Source organism: Actinomyces sp. Marseille-P3109, assembly GCF_900323545.1.
In the GTDB taxonomy this organism is placed as follows: domain Bacteria; phylum Actinomycetota; class Actinomycetes; order Actinomycetales; family Actinomycetaceae; genus Actinomyces.
Genome location: NZ_OOHN01000008.1, coordinates 1,666,360 through 1,684,056 on the forward strand (window position 1 = coordinate 1,666,360; position 17,697 = coordinate 1,684,056).

The following is a 17,697-nucleotide window of genomic DNA, read 5'->3' on the forward strand; positions in this document are numbered from 1 at the left end:
CGTACCGGGCCGATCGGCGTCGTGCGGTCGGATATGTGACTCGGGTCGTTTCTCACCGTAGTCTTGCCCCTGTGACTCCTAACACGACGCCCAAGGCCGGCAAGAAGCAGTCCACCCGTCCCTCCAAGTCCGCTGCCGCACCGACCGAGGCGCCCGCCCAGGCGCCTGAGTCAGCGTCCGTGACGGATGCAGCGCCCGCATCGGCCGAACCGACCGTGGCGAGCGGACCGCAGCCGGCCCAGCACTCGCTGATCGGCCGGATCCCGGTCATCGAGGTCTTCCCCGTCGTCGAGGACGGGCGCTGGCCGGCCAAGGCCGTCGTCGGGGAGGTCATCCCGATCCGTGCCACCGTCTTCCGCGAGGGGCACGACCGCTACGGAGCCACTGCAGTCCTGGTGCGCCCCGACGGCACAGACGGCCCCAGCGCCCGCATGCACGACATCGCCCCGGGCCTGGACCGCTACGAGGCCTCCCTGGCGCCGGACGCCCCCGGGGACTGGCGCTTCCGCGTCGAGGGCTGGTCGGACCCGTACGCCACCTGGAGCCACGACGCCGGCATCAAGGTGCCGGCCGGCATCGACGTCGAGCTCATGCTCGAGGAGGGCGCCCGGGTCCTGGACCGGGCAGTGGCCGTCGAGGGCCGGGACGAGGAGGGCGTCAAGGCCCTCAACGACGCCGTGTGGATCATGCGCGACCCCTCCAACCCCGTGAGCGACCGCCTGGCGGCCGGTCTGGCCGACTCGGTCAAGGCGGCCCTGGAGCGTCTGCCGCTGCGCGACCACGTCTCCCCCACCGCCGAGTACCCCCTCCAGGTGGACCGCGAGCGCGCCCTGACCGGCTCCTGGTATGAGATCTTCCCGCGCTCACTGGGCTCGGGGGTCAGTGAGGACGGCACCTGGCACTCGGGGACGCTGCGCAGCGCCGCCGAGCGCCTGGACCGCATCGCGGCCATGGGCTTCGACGTCCTCTACCTCACGCCGATCTCCCCGATCGGCACCACCAACCGCAAGGGCCGCAACAACACCCTGACGGCCCGGCCGGGGGATCCCGGCTCCCCCTACGGCATCGGCTCGCCCGACGGCGGCCACGACGCCATCCACCCCGACCTGGGCACCTTCGAGGACTTCGACGCCCTGGTGGCCCGCTCGCGCGAGCTGGGCATGGAGGTGGCCCTGGACCTGGCGCTCCAGTGCTCCCCGGACCACCCGTGGGTGGCCGAGCACCCCGAGTGGTTCACGGTCCTGGCCGACGGCTCCATCGCCTACGCGGAGAACCCGCCCAAGAAGTACCAGGACATCTACCCGCTCAACTTCGACAACGACCCCGAGGGCATCTACCAGGCCATCCTGGAGGTCGTGCGCACCTGGATCTCCCACGGGGTGACGATCTTCCGAGTGGACAACCCCCACACCAAGCCCCTGGTCTTCTGGCAGCGGCTCATCGCCGAGATCCACGCCGAGTCCCCGGACGTGCTGTTCCTGGCCGAGGCCTTCACCCGCCCGGCCATGATGCGCGCCCTGGGCATGATCGGCTTCCACCAGTCCTACACGTACTTCGCCTGGCGCAACACCAAGGAAGAGCTCATCGAGTACATGATGGAGCTCAGCAAGGACACCGCCCACCTGCTGCGCCCCGCCTTCTGGCCCACCACGCACGACATCCTCACGCCCTTCATGACCAACGGGAAGGTGCCGGCCTTCAAGCTGCGCGCCGTGCTGGCGGCCACGCTCTCACCGACCTGGGGCATCTACTCCGGCTACGAGCTGGCCGAGTCCACCCCGCGCCCGGGCTACGAGGAGCAGATCGACAACGAGAAGTACGAGTACAAGCCACGCGACTTCGCCGCCGCGCGCCGCAACGGCATCGAGGACCTGCTCACCCGTCTCAACGCCACCCGGGCCGCCCACCCGGCCCTGCGTCAGCTGCGGGACATCTACTTCCACCCCACCAGCGACAACCAGATCATCGCCTACTCCAAGCGGGTGGACGCCTTCCACAGCCCCACGGGCAAGGACGACGTCGTCCTGACCGTCGTCAACCTCGACCCGCACGGGGCCCGGGCCGGCGAAGTCTACCTCAACCTGGAGGCCCTGGGCCTGCCCGGCTGGGTCGACGCCTCACGCCCGGTCGTGCGGGTGACCGACGTGCTCACCGGGGACTCCTACGAGTGGTCGGGGCAGAACTACGTGCGTCTTGATCCCTTCTCCGGGCAGGTCGCCCACGTCTTCTCCGTGGAGCCGCTATGAGCACGGACCCGATGCCCACCGGCAGCGAGGTTCCGGCTGCGGCGCCCGCCGTCACGCCCATGCAGCCGGGCCAGCCCGGCCCCTTCGCTCAGCCAGCCCCGGCGACGGCCCCGGTGGCAGCCCAGATGGCGGCGATACCCACGCCCAGCGGCGGGATCCCCATGCCGATGACGGTCGCGCCGCCGATCCCCGGAGTTCCGGTCCTGCCCGCCCAGGCCCGCCCCGGCATCAGCGCGGACCCCGAGTGGTTCCGCACGGCCGTCTTCTACGAGGCGCTGCTGCGCTCCTTCGCCGACTCCGACGGCGACGGGATCGGTGACCTGCGCGGGCTCATCTCCCGTCTGGACTACCTGGCGTGGCTGGGTGTGGACTGCGTGTGGATCCCGCCCTTCTATCCCTCGCCCATCCGCGACGGCGGCTACGACATCTCCGACTACACGGCCATCGATCCGCGCTACGGGACGATGGAGGACTTCCGCGAGCTGGTCCACCAGGCCCATCAGCGCGGGATCCGGATCGTCGTCGATATGGTCGTCAACCACACCTCGGACGCCCATCCCTGGTTCCAGGCCTCCCGCTCGGACCCCGAGGGCCCCTACGGGGACTTCTACGTGTGGGCCGACGACGACTCCGGCTACGACGACGCCCGCATCATCTTCGTGGACACCGAGGAGTCCAACTGGGCCTACGACGTCGAGCGCGGCCAGTTCTACTGGCACCGCTTCTTCTCCCACCAGCCCGACCTCAACTACCGCAACCCGGCGGTCATCGAGGCGATCCACGACGTCATCCGCTTCTGGGCGCGCACCGGGGTGGACGGCTTCCGCCTCGACGCCGTCCCCTACCTGACCGAGTCGGAGGGCACCAACTGCGAGAACCTGCCCGGCACCCATGAGATCATCGCGGGCATCCGCGAGATGCTCGACCGGGAGTTCCCCGGGACCATCACGCTGGCCGAGGCCAACCAGTGGCCCGAGGACGTCGTGGAGTACTTCGGCACCGAGGAGGCGCCCGAGTGCACCATGTGCTTCCACTTCCCGGTCATGCCGCGCATCTTCTACGCACTGCGGCAGGGCTCGGCCGAGGCCATCCGCTGGGTGCTGGAGAGGACCCCCGACATCCCCGCCCACGGGCAGTGGGGGACCTTCCTGCGCAATCACGATGAGCTGACCCTGGAGATGGTCACCGACGCCGAGCGCGACCAGATGTACGCCTGGTACGCCCCCGAGGAGCGCATGCGCGCCAACATCGGGATCCGGCGCCGCCTGGCCCCACTCCTAGACGCCTCGCGCGCCGAGGTGGAGCTGGCCTACGCCCTGCTCCTGTCGCTGCCGGGAAGTCCCTGTCTCTACTACGGCGACGAGATCGGCATGGGCGAGAACATCTGGCTGGAGGACCGCGACGCCGTGCGCACCCCCATGCAGTGGGACGACTCCCCCAACATGGGCTTCTCCTCAGTGGTCGACCCGGGCGCCCTGACGCTTCCGCTCATCCAGGCCCCCGGCTACGCGCACCTGACGGTGGCCACTGAGATGGCCCGGCCCGACTCGCTGCTGCAGTTCACCCGGCGGATCCTGCACCTGCGCCGCGCCCATCCCGTGCTGGGTCGCGGGAACTTCCTCCTACGCCCCACCAGCGATGACGCCGTCCTGGCGCACACGCGCTGCGACGAGGCGCCGGTGGAGGGGGCAGAGACCCTTCTGTGCGTCTCCAACCTCTCGGCCACCCCCCGGTCGGTGACGATCGAGGTTCCTGAGCTGGCGGGCAGGGGCACCACGGATCTGTTCGGGGGCTGCGCCTTCCCGCCCGTTGACGAGCGCGGCCGCCTCACCCTGACGCTGGGAGCGCGCGGATACTACTGGCTGTCCGTTGACCGGACTGAGCCCGACGACGCCCCCCAGGGCGACCACGACAACCACCCGACCGAGGAAGTCTGATGCCAAACGAACCGATCTCCGCCGCACCGCAGCCCGCCACCGTGCCGGCACACTCCCTGCGCAGCGCCCAGGCCCCGTCGACCTGGCCCACCAATGCCGAGATCCTGGCGGCCCTGGGCCCGTGGATGCTTGAGCGCCGCTGGTTCCCACTCAAGGGGGACGCCGCACCGCCCCTGGGCTCCCTGCGCGTGATCGCAACCTGGGAGCCGGAGGAGGGGGTGCGAGACCTTGTCATAGCCGCACCGCGGGGCGACAGCGGGCACGGTGAGCACACCGGGCACAGTGGGCGCGCCCGGAGCGCCGTGCTGCTGCACGTACCGGTGGTCCTGGAGGCCGCCGAGGCGCTCGACTCCTTCGCCACCCCCGGTGAGGCACCCGGCAACCACGGCCTGCTGGTGACCACCGGCTCTCAGGGGTCACCCACGCAGGTGGCGCTCGTCGACGGCGCCCACCACCCGGCCTTCTGGCGGGCCTGGGCCCTGAGCACGCTGAAGGCGGGCACCGTCCTGGACGAGGCCGGAGCCCTGGCCATCGCCCAGCGGGCGCCGAGGCTGCGGGTGACCACCGGGGAGCAGTCCAACACCTCCGTCATCCTGCCGGCCCCTTCCGACCCCGCCGAGGCTCTTGGGGAGCAGGACGCCGCCACCGGTGACCTCATCGTCAAGCTCCTGCGGGTCCTGGAGCACGGGCGCAATCCCGACGTGGAGCTGTCGGTGGCCCTGGCCCGCAGCGGCTGGGACCGGGTGCCCACGCCGGTGGCCTGGTCCACCATGACCTGGACGCGCATGGGCGGCTGCGGCCAGCCCGCCCTGGAGGAGTCCACCGACTCGGCCGTGGCCTGCAGCTTCGTCCCCCGCGCCGACGACGGCTTCGAGCTGTTCTGCTCACTGGCCTCCACCGACGACGTCGACGGACCGGTGCGGGCCCGCGCCGTGGAGCTGGCCCGGGATCTGGGACGCACGACCGCGCAGATGCACCACCACCTGGCCGCCTCCCTGGGCACGAGCCGGCCGCCAACGCCGACCGAGCTCGCCGCCTCCCTGCGCAAGCGCGCCCGGTGGGCGCTGGAGGAGGTGCCCGAGCTCTCCGGGCACATCCGGGCCCTGGAGCTCAAGGTGGAGCAGACCATGGAGCGGCTCGAGGCGCTCGAGGCCCTGGAGCCGGCCACCCGCATCCACGGCGACTACCACCTGGGGCAGGTGCTTCACGAGATCGGCGGCCAGCAGCGCTGGTACGTCCTGGACTTCGAGGGCGAGCCCCTGCGCCCCCTGGCCCAGCGCTCCGACCCCGACCTGCCGGCCCGGGACGTGGCCGGCATGCTGCGCTCCTTCGACTACGCCGCCGCCGTGGGCAAGGCACCCCACCCCGATTGGCTCCCCGCCGTGCGCTCCGCCTTCGAGGACGGCTACCGCCAGGCGCGTCAAGAGCCCGCCCCCGAGACCGCCGCACCGGCCGAGGGACGGGACACCGACTCGCGCCGCACGGTCCTGACCTGCCTGGAGCTCGACAAGGCGCTGTACGAGGCGGTCTACGAGGCCCGCAATCGTCCCGACTGGCTGAGCATCCCCGTGGCAGGGATCGAGTCGGTCCTGAACGACTCCACGGAGGGCTGAGCACGGAGAGATCTCTTGTCCCCATCATCCCCAACGGTTCGACGTCCAAAAGCACCCACTAATCACCGACGCATGGAAGAGTTGCTGTATGAGCGCCAACACACCTGAGAACGACCCCAGTCCCGCAGCCCCGGCCGACCTCGCCCCCGCCCCCGTGGACCCCTGGGTTCTGGCCGACGTCGCTTACGCGCGCTACCACGACCCGCACGAGGTCCTGGGGGCCCACGTGGGCGAGGACGGCGTCACCGTCCGCACCGTCCGCCACCTGGCCGACAACGTCGTCGTCGTCACCAAGGACGGCACCTTCCCGGCTGCCCATGAGCAGGACGGCGTGTGGGTCGCGGTCCTGCCGGGCCAGGAGGTCCCCGACTACCGCATCAAGGTCACCTACGGCGACGAGACCACCACCGTCGACGACCCCTACCGCTACATGCCGACCCTGGGCGAGATGGACACCTACCTCATCTCCGAGGGCCGCCACGAGGAGCTGTGGGAGGTCCTGGGAGCCCACGTCAAGCACTACGACGGCCCCATGGGCGAGGTCGAGGGAACCGCCTTCGCGGTGTGGGCCCCCAACGCCCGTGCCGTGCGCGTCGTCGGCGACTTCAACTACTGGGACGGCACCGCCACCGCGATGCGCTCGTTGGGCGCCTCGGGCGTGTGGGAGCTCTTCGTCCCCGGCGTCGGCGTGGGTGCGCGCTACAAGTTCGAGATCTGCTTCGCCGACGGCTCCTGGCACCAGAAGGCCGACCCGATGGCCCGCGCCACCGAGGTCCCTCCGGCCACCGCCTCGGTGGTGACCGACCAGTTCCACGAGTGGGGGGACCAGGAGTGGATGGCCAAGCGCGCCACCACCGACCCCCACAACGGCCCGATGAGCATCTACGAGGTCCACGTCGGCTCGTGGCGCCAGGGACTGGGCTTCCGCGGTCTGGCCGACGAGCTGGTCCCCTATGTCAAGGAGGCCGGCTTCACCCACGTCGAGTTCCTGCCCGTGGCCGAGCACCCCTTCGGGGGCTCCTGGGGATACCAGGTCACCAGCTACTACGCGCCCACCTCGCGCTTCGGCACCCCGGACGACTTCCGTTACCTGGTGGACCAGCTCCACCAGGCCGGCATCGGTGTCATCCTGGACTGGGTGCCCGCGCACTTCCCCAAGGACGAGTGGGCCCTGGCCCGCTTCGACGGCACTCCGCTCTACGAGGACCCCGACCCGCAGCGCGGCGAGCACCCGGACTGGGGCACCTACGTGTTCAACTTCGGACGCAACGAGGTGCGCAACTTCCTGGTCGCCAACGCCCTGTACTGGCTCCAGGAGTTCCACGCCGACGGCCTGCGCGTCGACGCCGTGGCCTCCATGCTCTACCTGGACTACTCGCGCCAGGACGGCCAGTGGCACCCCAACCAGTTCGGCGGCCGCGAGCACCTGGAGGCCATCAGCTTCCTGCAGGAGGCCACCGCCACCGCCTACCGCAAGAACCCCGGCATCATCATGGCCGCTGAGGAGTCCACGGCCTGGCCCGGCGTGACCGCCCCCACCGAGTACGGGGGCCTGGGCTTCGGCCTGAAGTGGAACATGGGGTGGATGAACGACACCCTGCGCTATCTCTCCGAGGACCCGGTCAACCGCCGCTACCACCACGGTGAGCTGACCTTCTCCCTCGTCTACGCCTTCTCCGAGCAGTTCATCCTGCCCCTGAGCCACGACGAGGTCGTCCACGGCAAGGGCTCCCTGCTGTCCAAGATGCCCGGAGACCCCTGGCAGGAGCTGGCGGGTCTGCGAGCCCTGTACGCCTACCAGTGGTCCCACCCCGGCAAGCAGCTGCTGTTCATGGGCCAGGAGTTCGGGCAGGGAACCGAGTGGAACGCGGACAGCTCCCTGGACTGGTGGATCCTGGACGACCCGGGCCACCAGGGCCTGCTCGCCCTGGTCAGCGACCTCAACCAGCTCTACCGGAAGTCGCCGGCCCTGTGGTCGGAGGACTTCTCCCACCGGGGCTTCGAGTGGATCGAGGCCGGCGACGGCGACCACAACGTCCTGTCCTACCTGCGCAAGGGAACCGACGCCGACGGCAGGGCCGACCTCATGGTCTGCATCATTAACTTCGCCGGGACCCCGCACGAGGGCTACCGGGTGGGCCTGCCCTTCTCCGGGGACTGGGAGGAGGTCCTCAACACCGACTCCGAGGAGTACGGTGGATCCGGCGTGGGCAACCTGGGTCAGGTCGAGGCCGAGGACCTGCCCTGGAACGGGCGCCCGGCCTCGGTGCGGCTGCGGGTCCCCCCGATGGGTGCGGTCTTCCTGCGCCCCGCCCGGGACTGATAGGGACTGACGGGCTGATACGGGCGCGCTGCCCGGCTGTGCCCGCCTGAGGCGGCGAGCCCCGGCGGGGGTGGGAGACATGAGGACTCTCCCACCCCCGCTGCGTCGTCCGACCATGTTCTCCCGGACCTGATCCGGATAGCTCGGTCTGACATACGCCGTCGTGACGAGTTCCCTTGTGATCGGGGCACGGCGGCGACGGTGTCGAGCCCCAGGGCGGAGACGAGCACCGAGGTGATCACAACCTTGAGCACCACCCGGCACTACGGTCTATGAACCGGTAGTCTGAGCCTGTCTCGCACTGGGGCGCGGCCACCGTTGCCCTGTGTCCCCATACAGGCTGGGCGGCCCGGCTCTCGTCGATGTACGCTTTTTCAGTCCACTGCAACCTCCTTGCAGTCGGCGACCACGAAGCCTGACAAGGGAAGAAGAATGACACAGAACCTGGTCACGAGCGCCCCCTCACAGGTGCGCGCCGTATCCGGTCGACCCGCCACCGCAGCCACGCTCATGGAGGTCTGGCAGGGCCTGTCCGCCGCAGTCGTCGACACCATCGCGGACGACTGGTACGCCACCGAGCAGAAGTACAGCGCCGGACGCCAGGAGCACTACTTCTCCGCCGAGTTCCTCATGGGCCGCGCATTGCTCAACAACCTGTCCAACCTGGGCATGGTCGACGAGGCTCGCGAGGCCGTCGGCTCCTTCGGCGTCAGCCTCACCGATGTCTTGGAGCAGGAGCCCGACGCCGCCCTGGGCAACGGCGGGCTGGGCCGCCTGGCCGCCTGCTTCCTGGACTCCTGTGCCACCCTGGACCTGCCGGTCAACGGTTTCGGCATCCTCTACCGCTACGGCCTGTTCAAGCAGGTCTTCGAGGACGGCTTCCAGACCGAGCACCCCGACCCCTGGATGGAGGAGGGCTACCCCTTCGTCATCCGCCACGAGGAGGCCCAGCGCCTGGTGCGCTACCGGGACATGACCGTACGCGCCATCCCCTACGACATGCCCATCACCGGCTACGGCACCAAGAACGTGGGCAACCTGCGTCTGTGGAAGGCGGAGCCGCTCGAGGAGTTCGACTACGACGCCTTCAACTCCCAGCGCTTCACCGAGGCCATCGTCGAGCGAGAGCGCGCCTCGGACATCTCCCGTGTCCTCTACCCCAACGACACCACCTACGAGGGCAAGGTCCTGCGGGTGCGCCAGCAGTACTTCTTCTGCTCGGCCTCCCTCCAGCAGATCGTTGAGAACTACGTGAAGCACCACGGCGAGGACCTGTCCGGCTTCGCCGACTACAACGCCATCCAGCTCAATGACACCCACCCGGTGCTCGCCATCCCCGAGCTCATGCGCATCCTCATGGACGAGCACCACCTGGGCTGGGAGGCCGCCTGGGACGTGGTCACCAGGACCTTCGCCTACACCAACCACACGGTGCTGGCCGAGGCCCTGGAGACCTGGGAGATCTCCATCTTCGACCGCCTCTTCCCGCGTATCACCGAGATCGTCCGCGAGATCGACCGCCGCTTCCGCATCGAGATGGCCGAGCGCGGCCTGGACCAGGGCACGATCGACTACATGGCCCCCGTCTCCGGCGACAAGGTGCGCATGGCATGGATCGCCTGCTACGCCTCCTACTCCATCAACGGTGTGGCCGCGCTGCACACCGAGATCATCAAGCGCAAGACCCTGGGCGAGTGGCACGCGATCTGGCCCGAGCGATTCAACAACAAGACCAACGGTGTGACCCCCCGCCGCTGGCTGCGCCAGTGCAACCCGCGGCTGTCGGCGCTCCTGGACGAGGTCACCGGCTCGGACGCCTGGGTCAAGGACCTCTCGGTCCTGGGGGACTACACCGACACCGTCGATGAGACCGTCTACGACCGCCTGGCCGAGGTCAAGCACGCCAACAAGGTCGACTTCGCCGCCTGGATCGCCCGGCGCGAGGGTGTCGAGATCGACCCGGAGGCCATCTTCGACGTCCAGATCAAGCGCCTTCACGAGTACAAGCGTCAGCTGCTCAACGCCATCTACATCCTGGACCTCTACTTCCGCATGAAGCAGGACCCGAACCTGGAAGTCCCCAAGCGGGTCTTCATCTTCGGGGCGAAGGCGGCTCCCGGCTACATCCGGGCCAAGGGCGTCATCAAGCTCGTCAACGCCATCGCCGAGCTGGTCAACAACGACCCGGTCGTCTCCCAGACCATCAAGGTCGTCTTCGTCCACAACTACAACGTCTCCCCCGCCGAGCACATCATCCCGGCGGCAGACATCTCCGAGCAGATCTCGATGGCCGGCAAGGAGGCCTCGGGTACCTCCAACATGAAGTTCATGATGAACGGCGCCCTGACCCTGGGCACGCTCGACGGCGCCAACGTGGAGATCCTCGAGGTCGTGGGTGATGACAACGCCTACATCTTCGGCGCCACCGAGGACGAGCTGCCCTCCCTGCGCGAGAGCTACAACCCGGTGTGGCACTACGAGAACGTCCCCGGCCTCAAGCGTGTCCTGGACGCCTTCACCGACGGCACTCTCGACGACAACGGCTCGGGCTGGTTCGCCGACCTGCGCCGCAGCCTCCTGGAACCCTCCTACGAGCCGGCCGACGTCTACTACGTCCTGGGCGACTTCGCCGCCTACCGCGAGACCAAGGACGCCATGGCCGCCGACTACGCCGACACCCGCGCCTGGCAGCGCAAGGCCTGGGTGAACATCACCCGCTCCGGCCGCTTCTCCTCCGACCGCACCATCAGCGACTACGCCCGCGAGGTCTGGAAGATCGGCCCCGAGCCGATCGCCTGATCTGAAGGTGTGAGCGAGCGCCCCTCACCATCGCGGTGAGGGGCGCTCGTGTCTGACAAACCGCTCCTCAGTAGAGCACGGTGGCCAGGCGGCGGCGGGCCTGGGCGACCTCCGGCGAGGTGGAGCCGATGACCTCGAAGAGCTCGAGCAGACGCAGGCGGGCCGTCTCGCGCTCCTCCCCCTGGTGGGTGCGCACGGCCTCCAGGGCGCGGCCGAGGGCGGCGTTGACGTCGCCGAGGGCCAGGGCTGCGTCGGCCCCGGCCAGTGCCGCCTCGAGGTCGGCGGAGGCGGCGTCGGCCGCGGCGATGAGCTCGTGGGGGTCCTGGCCGTCCAGCCGGCCCATGAGGCGCACCTGGTTGCGGGCCACCTTGAGGTTGTCGTCGCCCGGGTTCTGCGCGATGGCGTGGGTGTAGACCTCCTCGGCGGCGGCGAAGTCACCGGCCTCGATGGCCTCCCGGGCGGCGCGCTCGACCTCGGTCTCCTCCGGCTCCTCGGTCTGCGAGTCGGCACCGGCCGCGGCGTCGAGGGCAATGGTGCCGTTGACGCCGTTGGCGGCCGCCACCTCCAGCAGCTGGTCGACGACCGAGCGCAGCTGCTCCTCGGGGACCGGGCCTTGGAACATGGGCACCGGCTGTCCGGCGATGAGGGCCACGACCGTGGGAACGGCCTGCGCCTGGAGTGCCTGGGCGACCTCCGGGGCGGCGTCGACGTCCACGCGCGCCAGCTGGAACCGGCCGGCGTAACTCGTGGCAAGGCCCTCCAGGAGGGCGGCGAGATCGGCACTGGCCTGGCTGCGCGGGCTGTGCAGGATGACGATCACGGGTACCCGGGTGGAGACCTCCGCGACGTCACGCAGGCTGGAGGCGTCGACGTCGACCACGAGCGGCACCGGCAGGCCGCCACCAGCGGCTCCGGGGCCGCCAGCGGTGGGGGCCGAGGCCCCGCCGGCAGGACCGGCCGGCTTGGTGGCGGGGGCGAGAGTGGACAGGTCGACGGCGCCGAACATGCTCATGACAGCTGCCTTCCTCGGGCTGCAGCCCGGTTGCTTCGTAGTCGGAGTCTTTCAGTGTCTTTCAGGGCCCTTCAGGGCCGGCCCCGCCGGAGGCACCGCTCGTTGGCCGGACGCCTGGGCGCACCGGCGGCCCGACTCCGGGTGGTGACCGGAGCCGGGCCGAGGAGCATCGTGTCTCAGGACGGTCTGGCCGAGGCAGCGGCCGTGGGGGCCGGCGTCTGGGAGTCGTTCCGGTCCACCTTCATCAGGGCGGTCTCCGCTCCCAGGATCGCCGCCTTCTCGCTGCTCCCCTCCTTGGGGATGGCGAAGGCGACCATGGAGTCGTAGGTGGCGGTGACCGTGCCGACGATCTTCTGGTTGCCGCCCATGAGGGCGGCGACATCGCCCTGCAAGGTGAGATCGGAGCCGTCGACCGTACGCTTGTAGACAACCGTGTAGGTCAGGGTCGTGAAGACCAGCGCGCCGCCGTCCCCCTCCTCCACCTGCAGGCCCTGGAATCCGTCCGAACCGGGGGACGCCGTCACGGTGACCTCTCCCAGGCCCTTGAGGTCGACGGCGCGGGTGGCCTGGATCTTCTGCCGCAGCAGGTCGTCCGGGAAGGCCTTGCCGTTGTCCCCCTCGGGGTTGTTGAGCGCATCGACGTAGGCGGCGAGGACCGCCTGAGGGGTGGAGACCAGTCCGGTGGAGTCGGCGGTCACCTGCTTGGCGCGCTGGGCCGTCTGCTTGGTCAGGACGGGGATGTTCTTCTGCTCCGAGAATCCCTGCACCCAGGCCCACAGCTTGAACTGGTCACGGGCGGAGTTCTGCTCCAGGGACAGGATCGAGGGGTTGGCCCCCTCGGAGGCGGCGGCGGCGTTGCGGGGGAAGCCGACGGTCTGTCCCACTCCCCCGCCCTGGATCGTGGTGGTCAGGGGGTGAATGAAATCGTTGTTCCCGCTGGCGGAGGCCGTGGCGTACTCGGCGGCGCGGATCCGCGCCGCCGGACCCGACATGATCTCCTTGAGCTTGTCCGCGTTCTTCTCCTTGTCCGCCGTCTCCAGGCCGGTCTGGATGCGCTGGAGGATGTCGGAGAGCTGCTTGTCGTTGAGGACGGGCTCGGCGATCGGGGTGCCGGAGGCCTGCGTCTCGGCGCTCTTGGACTGAGACCGCGAGCAGGCGGCCAGGGTCAGGGCGAGGGCGGAGGCGCCGCCCGCGCTCAGGAAGGCTCGACGGGTGGACTTCATGCGTGCTCCTGGTTGTGGGGGTCCGCGGTGGGGTCGGGCTCGCCGAGAGGCTCGGCGTCAGCGGCCTGGACGGCGGCGGGGTCGGCCGCGGGAGGCAGCTCAACGCCACCGGAGTAGCTGGGCCACGACACGGTCGACGTCGTAGAAGGAGTCGTGGAGGGATCTGTGAGGACGGCCGGGGAGGAGGATTCGCCGGTGCTCCCCGCCTGGGTACCGGGCCCCTCGGGCGCGGCGGTCATCTCCGGCTGGTCAGCAACCGGCCGGGTCCGTGCATCCGGCTGCGGCTGGTCGGCGGGCTGCCAGGACTGCGCCTGCGGCTGCGCGAAGTCGGTGGGTATCTGAAGACTCGGGTCCTGGGACGGGACCGACGACGGGGCCGACGACGCCAACCTCTCGATCTCGGCGGTATCGCCCTCGAAGGCCTGTCCGGCGACGGGCTCACCGGCCATGTGGCTGGTGCGATACTCCTGCGGGGCGAAGCGGGAGTAGTCCTCGGCCTCATCACGGATCCCATCGCGCTGCCCAGGGGCAAGGCCCTCGCTCGGGGCCACGTGACTGTGGTGGCTCACATGGCCGGTGCGGGGAGGAACCTCAGCACCTCCGGGCGCGTCGGCGTATCCGCGAGCACCTGACGCGTCGGCGTCATCCGAGGCGATCGCCAGCGCCTGGCCGTCCTGGAGGCTCTCCAGCCCGCGGGCGTCCCGGTACTGCTGGGTGGATGCCTCGTCCAGACCGGGAACGACCGCCGAGCCTCGGGCCACGCCCGCCGCCATCTGGTCCTCCGGCCCGGCGAAACCGCCACCGGCACCATGACCGAAGCCGCCATCGAGTCCACCACCGAGACCATCGCCACCACGAGCCTCGGGCGCCTGGGGGACGGCGGGGGCCTCGATGCCGTCGAGGTAGACGCGGCCCGTGCGCGGGTCCGTCCAGGCCTCACCGGAGGCCTCGGCGCGCTCCTTGTCCCTCAGCTCTCGCCGGGTCAGCTGCCGGTCGGGATCATCCACCTGGGGAATGCCCTCCGTGGAGACGCCGTCGGCGTTGGCGATGCGGGCCGCGCGCTCGGCCGAGAGGGTCCGCCGCTCGACGCCGGCGCGGCGCAGCTGGAGATCGAGGAAGAACAGGAAGACACCCGCCAGCACGAACAGGCCTCCCAGGACCAGCCCGCCGTAGAAGTACCAGGGAGTCTCCACCTGCCGTGACCAGCTCACGGTCAGGTTGGGGGCCTGGGCCTTGCCGTCGGTCATCGCCATGACGACGATCTGCTCGTCGACGCTCTTGCGCGGCAGCAGCGCGCGGTCGGCGGAGTCGGCAGTGTTGAAGGTGACCGAGGAACCACCGCTCTTCTCCCCCAGCCAGAGGTCGGATCCCGAGGCGCTCACGGCGCTGGCCTTGCGCTGCGAGCACTGGGAACCGGAGGCCGACGGCGTCGCGCTGGCCTGGGCGGAGGCGGAGGCCGACGGCGTCGTGCTGGCCTGGGCCGAGGCGGAGGCCGCCGGGGTTGCCGAGTGGGCGGGGCAGTACTGGGTCTCGTCCTTGGAGGCCAGGGTGCCGGCATCGGCGTCGATACTGGTGACCGTCGTGTAGGGAAGGGCGTTGTCGGCGTCGGGGCTCAGCCAGGCCTCGGCGTCGGCCGCGCGTGCGACGAAGAGGTGGACGTCCTTGCCGTCGGAGGACTTCGCAGTCAAGGAGATGTCGGACTCCGTACCGCTGAGGACTCCGGGGGCAGTGATGATGTAGGGCTGAGAAGGAGCGGAGGCGAGCGTCGCCTCGACCTTGGAGCTGGGCTTCCAGATGGTGGCCGAACAGACAGCCAGGGTGACGAGGACCAGCCCAAGGACGGTCACCACCACGCTCAAGATACGTCGACTCACGACGCGGGTCTCCTATGCTCGCGGACACGGTTGCCGACGGTCGGCTACGGGCGCCGTCCATCGCTGCGAGCGCTCATCAGGCGCTCAACAGGGACCAGAATCGCATGACGGACCCCACGAACGCACCGACCTCGGCGCAAAATCACAACGGAGCACGCGCTGAGCGAAGTGATCTCTCCCGAGATCCTGCCGGCAGAAACGACTGTCATCACCGACCAAGCCGCGCTCCGTTGTCGGACGGGAACCGGATGAACGATCGGAGAAACGGCGCACCGGGCCCGGGTCGCGCTCGGCCGAGCACCGAGCACAGCCCCGCCCACCGCCTTCAAGCCGCTCGAGTCCAGGCCCCCACCTGCTAGATTGTGCGTATCGTCACTCTTTCGTGACCACCGTCCCGATCACGCCCAATCGTTACGCTTGGGCTGGCGGCGAGCGTCCCCGGCTCGCCAGGAGGAGGAACCCGACGTGGCTGAGGAATACAGCGAGTTTGCCATCACGATGCGCGGCTACGACCGCGCCCAGGTCGATCGGAAGCTGGAGCAGCTCTCGCGCCAGCTGGCCGACGCGCGTCGTGAGGTCGCCAGCCTCGACCAGCGTGCCATGACGCTGGCCGGCGAGCTGGCCGACGCTCAGCGCCGGCTGCGGGAGTCCGACAAGCCGACCTACGCCGGCCTGGGCTCACGGATCGAGCAGCTGCTGCGCAGCGCCGAGGAGCAGAGCGCATCCGTCCTGTCCAAGGCCAACGCCGAGGCCGACGCCCTGCTGACCCGTACCCGGACCAACGCCAAGAACCTCTCCGAGCGCAGCGCCTCGGAGGCGGCGACCCTGCTGGCGGACGCCCGCCGCGAGGCCAGCGAGCTGCGCTCCCGCTCCCAGGGGGAGGCCTCCACCGCCTTGGCCAACGCCGAGGCCCGTGCCCAGGAGCTTGTCTCCTCCGCCTCGCGCAAGGCGGCCCAGATCTCCGCCGACTCCGAAGCGGCTGTCACCGAGATGAGGGCCTCCGCCGAACGCGAGGCCGCACTGGTCCTGTCCCAGGCGCGCAAGCAGGCGGCCGAGATCGCCATCACCTCCGAGCGCGACGCCACCGCCAACCGTGAGGCCGCCGCCGCTGAGGCCGACGAGCTGCACAAGACCTCCACGGCGAAGGCTGACGAGATCCTCTCGGCCGCCAAGCAGGAGGCCGAGCTGACGGTCGGCAAGGCGCAGCGTGAGGCCGAGGAGATCCTCACCTCCGCGCGCAACGAGTCCGAGACCTTGCGCCGCTCGGCCACCGACGAGGCCGCCGCCGCCCGTTCCGAGGCCACCGAGCTGCGCCAGCAGGCCACCCTGGAGATCGCCGCGGCGCACGAGCAGGCCGCTCAGGAGGACTCCGACGCCCACGAGGCCACCCGCGAGCGCATCCGGGAGATGCAGGAGCAGGCCCAGGTCCAGGCCCAGGAGGCCGAGGAGCGCCTGCAGGAGGCACTGTCCCGGGCCGAGGAGGTCCGCTCCCGCACCGACGCCGAGGCCCGCAAGCGTCAGGAGGAGGCCGTCGCCCAGGCCGAGGAGACCCTGGCGCAGGCCCGCGTCGAGGCCGAGCAGATCATCAGCGACGCCCGGGCCGACGCCGACGTCACCGCCCAGGTGGCCGCCCGCCAGCTCCAGGAGCTCGAGCGTCAGCGCGACTCGGTCTCGGCCTACCTCACGGAGATGCGCGGTGTCCTGGGTGGCGTGCTGCCTCAGGCCCCCACCTTCAACGACCACGTCGCGGCCCTGCCCCAGGAGGCCCAGGAGCCGGCGCAGGAGCAGTCCTCCGCCGCATCGGCTGAGCAGGCGACCAGCGGCAGCAGCGGCAGCAGCGGCAGCAGCGCCAACAGTGCCAACACAGCCAACGCCACCGGCTCGGGCAGTGCGGCCTCTGCCACGTCGGCGACCTCGGCGACCTCGGCGCCGTCGGCCACCTCGGCCCCTGCTCCCTCCGGCAACGCGACTGGTACGGCCTCGGGTGGTGGTCAGCGCGCAGGTGCGCAGCCGACCCCGAAGAGCAACCAGAAGGCCGCTGCCGGCCGCATCGAGACCGTCCCGGCCCCGGCCAGGGGCTCGGGCGGGTCCGGCAACGCCGGCAACCGCCACCCCCGTCAGGGCAAGGGGCGCCGCTGAGACACGCTCGTGACAGCCGACGGCGCCGCCCGGCTCGGGGACGAGTCACCCAGCACTGCTGGCTCTGATTCTGCGGACTCCGACTGGGCGGCGTCGCGTCGTCGGGCCGCGGCGCAGCGGGCCCGCATGCTCCAGGCGCGTCAGGACGCCGAGCACGCCCGGGCGGCCCGCATCGTCGACCTCTTCCTCGGAGTCGCCCGCGATGAGGGCCTGGAACCGGTTCCGCTGCGGGTGCGCGGCTACTGCGGCGGCAGTGCCCGCACTCCGCTGCGCGGCTGGTACCTGAGAGCCGACGAGACCGTCGGCATCGATACTGAAGGTCGTTTCTATGTCCTGTCGACGCCACTGAGCCTGCCCCAGCGTCTGCGCGGGGTGAGGCCCCAGGACCAGCCGGTGCCGATGACCATCGGTGAGGGCGGGCGCGACGGCGACATCGTGCCGCTGCGCTTCGCGCTGGACCGTCTGCTGCCGGGGTGGGAGGAGCGCTCCCCCGAGCCACTCGTGTGACCCGCCTGGCGTCGCCCCTGCCCT

General features: G+C 70.3%; 10 protein-coding genes. 7 read left to right on the forward strand and 3 right to left on the reverse strand.

All coding sequences use genetic code 11. The features are described from left to right. Nucleotides 1-71: 71 nt before the first annotated feature. The 5 genes from BQ8008_RS07385 (at nt 72) to BQ8008_RS07405 (ending at nt 10,918) form a co-directional block, all read left to right on the forward strand. Nucleotides 72-2,246, forward strand: a complete 2,175-nt coding sequence (locus BQ8008_RS07385; RefSeq protein ID WP_325048128.1) for an alpha-1,4-glucan--maltose-1-phosphate maltosyltransferase — start codon at nt 72-74, stop codon at nt 2,244-2,246. Then, nucleotides 2,243-4,183, forward strand: a complete 1,941-nt coding sequence (gene treS, locus BQ8008_RS07390; RefSeq protein WP_108833450.1) for a maltose alpha-D-glucosyltransferase — start codon at nt 2,243-2,245, stop codon at nt 4,181-4,183. The genes BQ8008_RS07385 and treS overlap by 4 nt, the downstream gene beginning before the upstream one ends. Further along, nucleotides 4,183-5,796 (forward strand): phosphotransferase, encoded by a 1,614-nt coding sequence (locus BQ8008_RS07395; RefSeq protein ID WP_108833451.1) that lies wholly within the window; start codon nt 4,183-4,185, stop codon nt 5,794-5,796. The genes treS and BQ8008_RS07395 overlap by 1 nt, the downstream gene beginning before the upstream one ends. A gap of 88 nt (nt 5,797-5,884) precedes the next feature. Then, complete coding sequence (glgB, locus tag BQ8008_RS07400; protein ID WP_199907955.1) at nt 5,885-8,119, forward strand: 1,4-alpha-glucan branching protein GlgB; 2,235 nt, start codon at nt 5,885-5,887, stop codon at nt 8,117-8,119. Nucleotides 8,120-8,551: 432 nt separating this feature from the next. Continuing rightward, the gene (locus BQ8008_RS07405) at nt 8,552-10,918 is read left to right on the forward strand and encodes a glycogen/starch/alpha-glucan phosphorylase (RefSeq protein WP_108833452.1); all 2,367 of its coding nucleotides are present in this window, start codon (nt 8,552-8,554) and stop codon (nt 10,916-10,918) included. 67 nt (nt 10,919-10,985) lie between these two features. Here BQ8008_RS07405 and BQ8008_RS07410 read toward each other — a convergent pair whose 3' ends face one another. The 3 genes from BQ8008_RS07410 to BQ8008_RS07420 all read right to left on the reverse strand — a co-directional run bounded on the left by BQ8008_RS07410 (nt 10,986) and on the right by BQ8008_RS07420 (nt 15,027). After that, a complete protein-coding gene (locus tag BQ8008_RS07410) occupies nt 10,986-11,930 on the reverse strand; it encodes a tetratricopeptide repeat protein (RefSeq protein ID WP_108833453.1) in 945 nt (314 codons plus the stop codon). A gap of 176 nt (nt 11,931-12,106) precedes the next feature. After that, on the reverse strand, nt 12,107-13,153 hold the full coding sequence (locus BQ8008_RS07415; protein WP_108833454.1) for a Tat pathway signal protein: 1,047 nt from the start codon (nt 13,151-13,153) through the stop codon (nt 12,107-12,109). Then, nucleotides 13,150-15,027 (reverse strand): hypothetical protein, encoded by a 1,878-nt coding sequence (locus BQ8008_RS07420; protein WP_108833455.1) that lies wholly within the window; start codon nt 15,025-15,027, stop codon nt 13,150-13,152. The genes BQ8008_RS07415 and BQ8008_RS07420 overlap by 4 nt, the downstream gene beginning before the upstream one ends. Nucleotides 15,028-15,492: 465 nt before the next feature. Here BQ8008_RS07420 and BQ8008_RS07425 point away from each other — a divergent pair, with 465 nt between their 5' ends. Both BQ8008_RS07425 and BQ8008_RS07430 read left to right on the forward strand, forming a co-directional pair. Next, a complete protein-coding gene (locus BQ8008_RS07425) occupies nt 15,493-17,166 on the forward strand; it encodes a DivIVA domain-containing protein (RefSeq protein WP_108833456.1) in 1,674 nt (557 codons plus the stop codon). A 9-nt stretch (nt 17,167-17,175) separates the two neighbouring features. Continuing rightward, the gene (locus tag BQ8008_RS07430; protein ID WP_108833457.1) at nt 17,176-17,673 is read left to right on the forward strand and encodes a hypothetical protein; all 498 of its coding nucleotides are present in this window, start codon (nt 17,176-17,178) and stop codon (nt 17,671-17,673) included. Nucleotides 17,674-17,697: the final 24 nt, after the last annotated feature.

Bases quoted from the DNA above. Each gene is read 5' to 3' on its own strand.
- BQ8008_RS07395 (WP_108833451.1), top strand. From the start codon at position 4,183: ATGCCAAACGAACCGATCTCCGCCGCACCGCAGCCCGCCACCGTGCCG.
- BQ8008_RS07415 (WP_108833454.1), bottom strand. From the start codon at position 13,153: ATGAAGTCCACCCGTCGAGCCTTCCTGAGCGCGGGCGGCGCCTCCGCC.
- BQ8008_RS07405 (WP_108833452.1), top strand. From the start codon at position 8,552: ATGACACAGAACCTGGTCACGAGCGCCCCCTCACAGGTGCGCGCCGTA.
- glgB (WP_199907955.1), top strand. From the start codon at position 5,885: ATGAGCGCCAACACACCTGAGAACGACCCCAGTCCCGCAGCCCCGGCC.
- treS (WP_108833450.1), top strand. From the start codon at position 2,243: ATGAGCACGGACCCGATGCCCACCGGCAGCGAGGTTCCGGCTGCGGCG.
- BQ8008_RS07410 (WP_108833453.1), bottom strand. From the start codon at position 11,930: ATGAGCATGTTCGGCGCCGTCGACCTGTCCACTCTCGCCCCCGCCACC.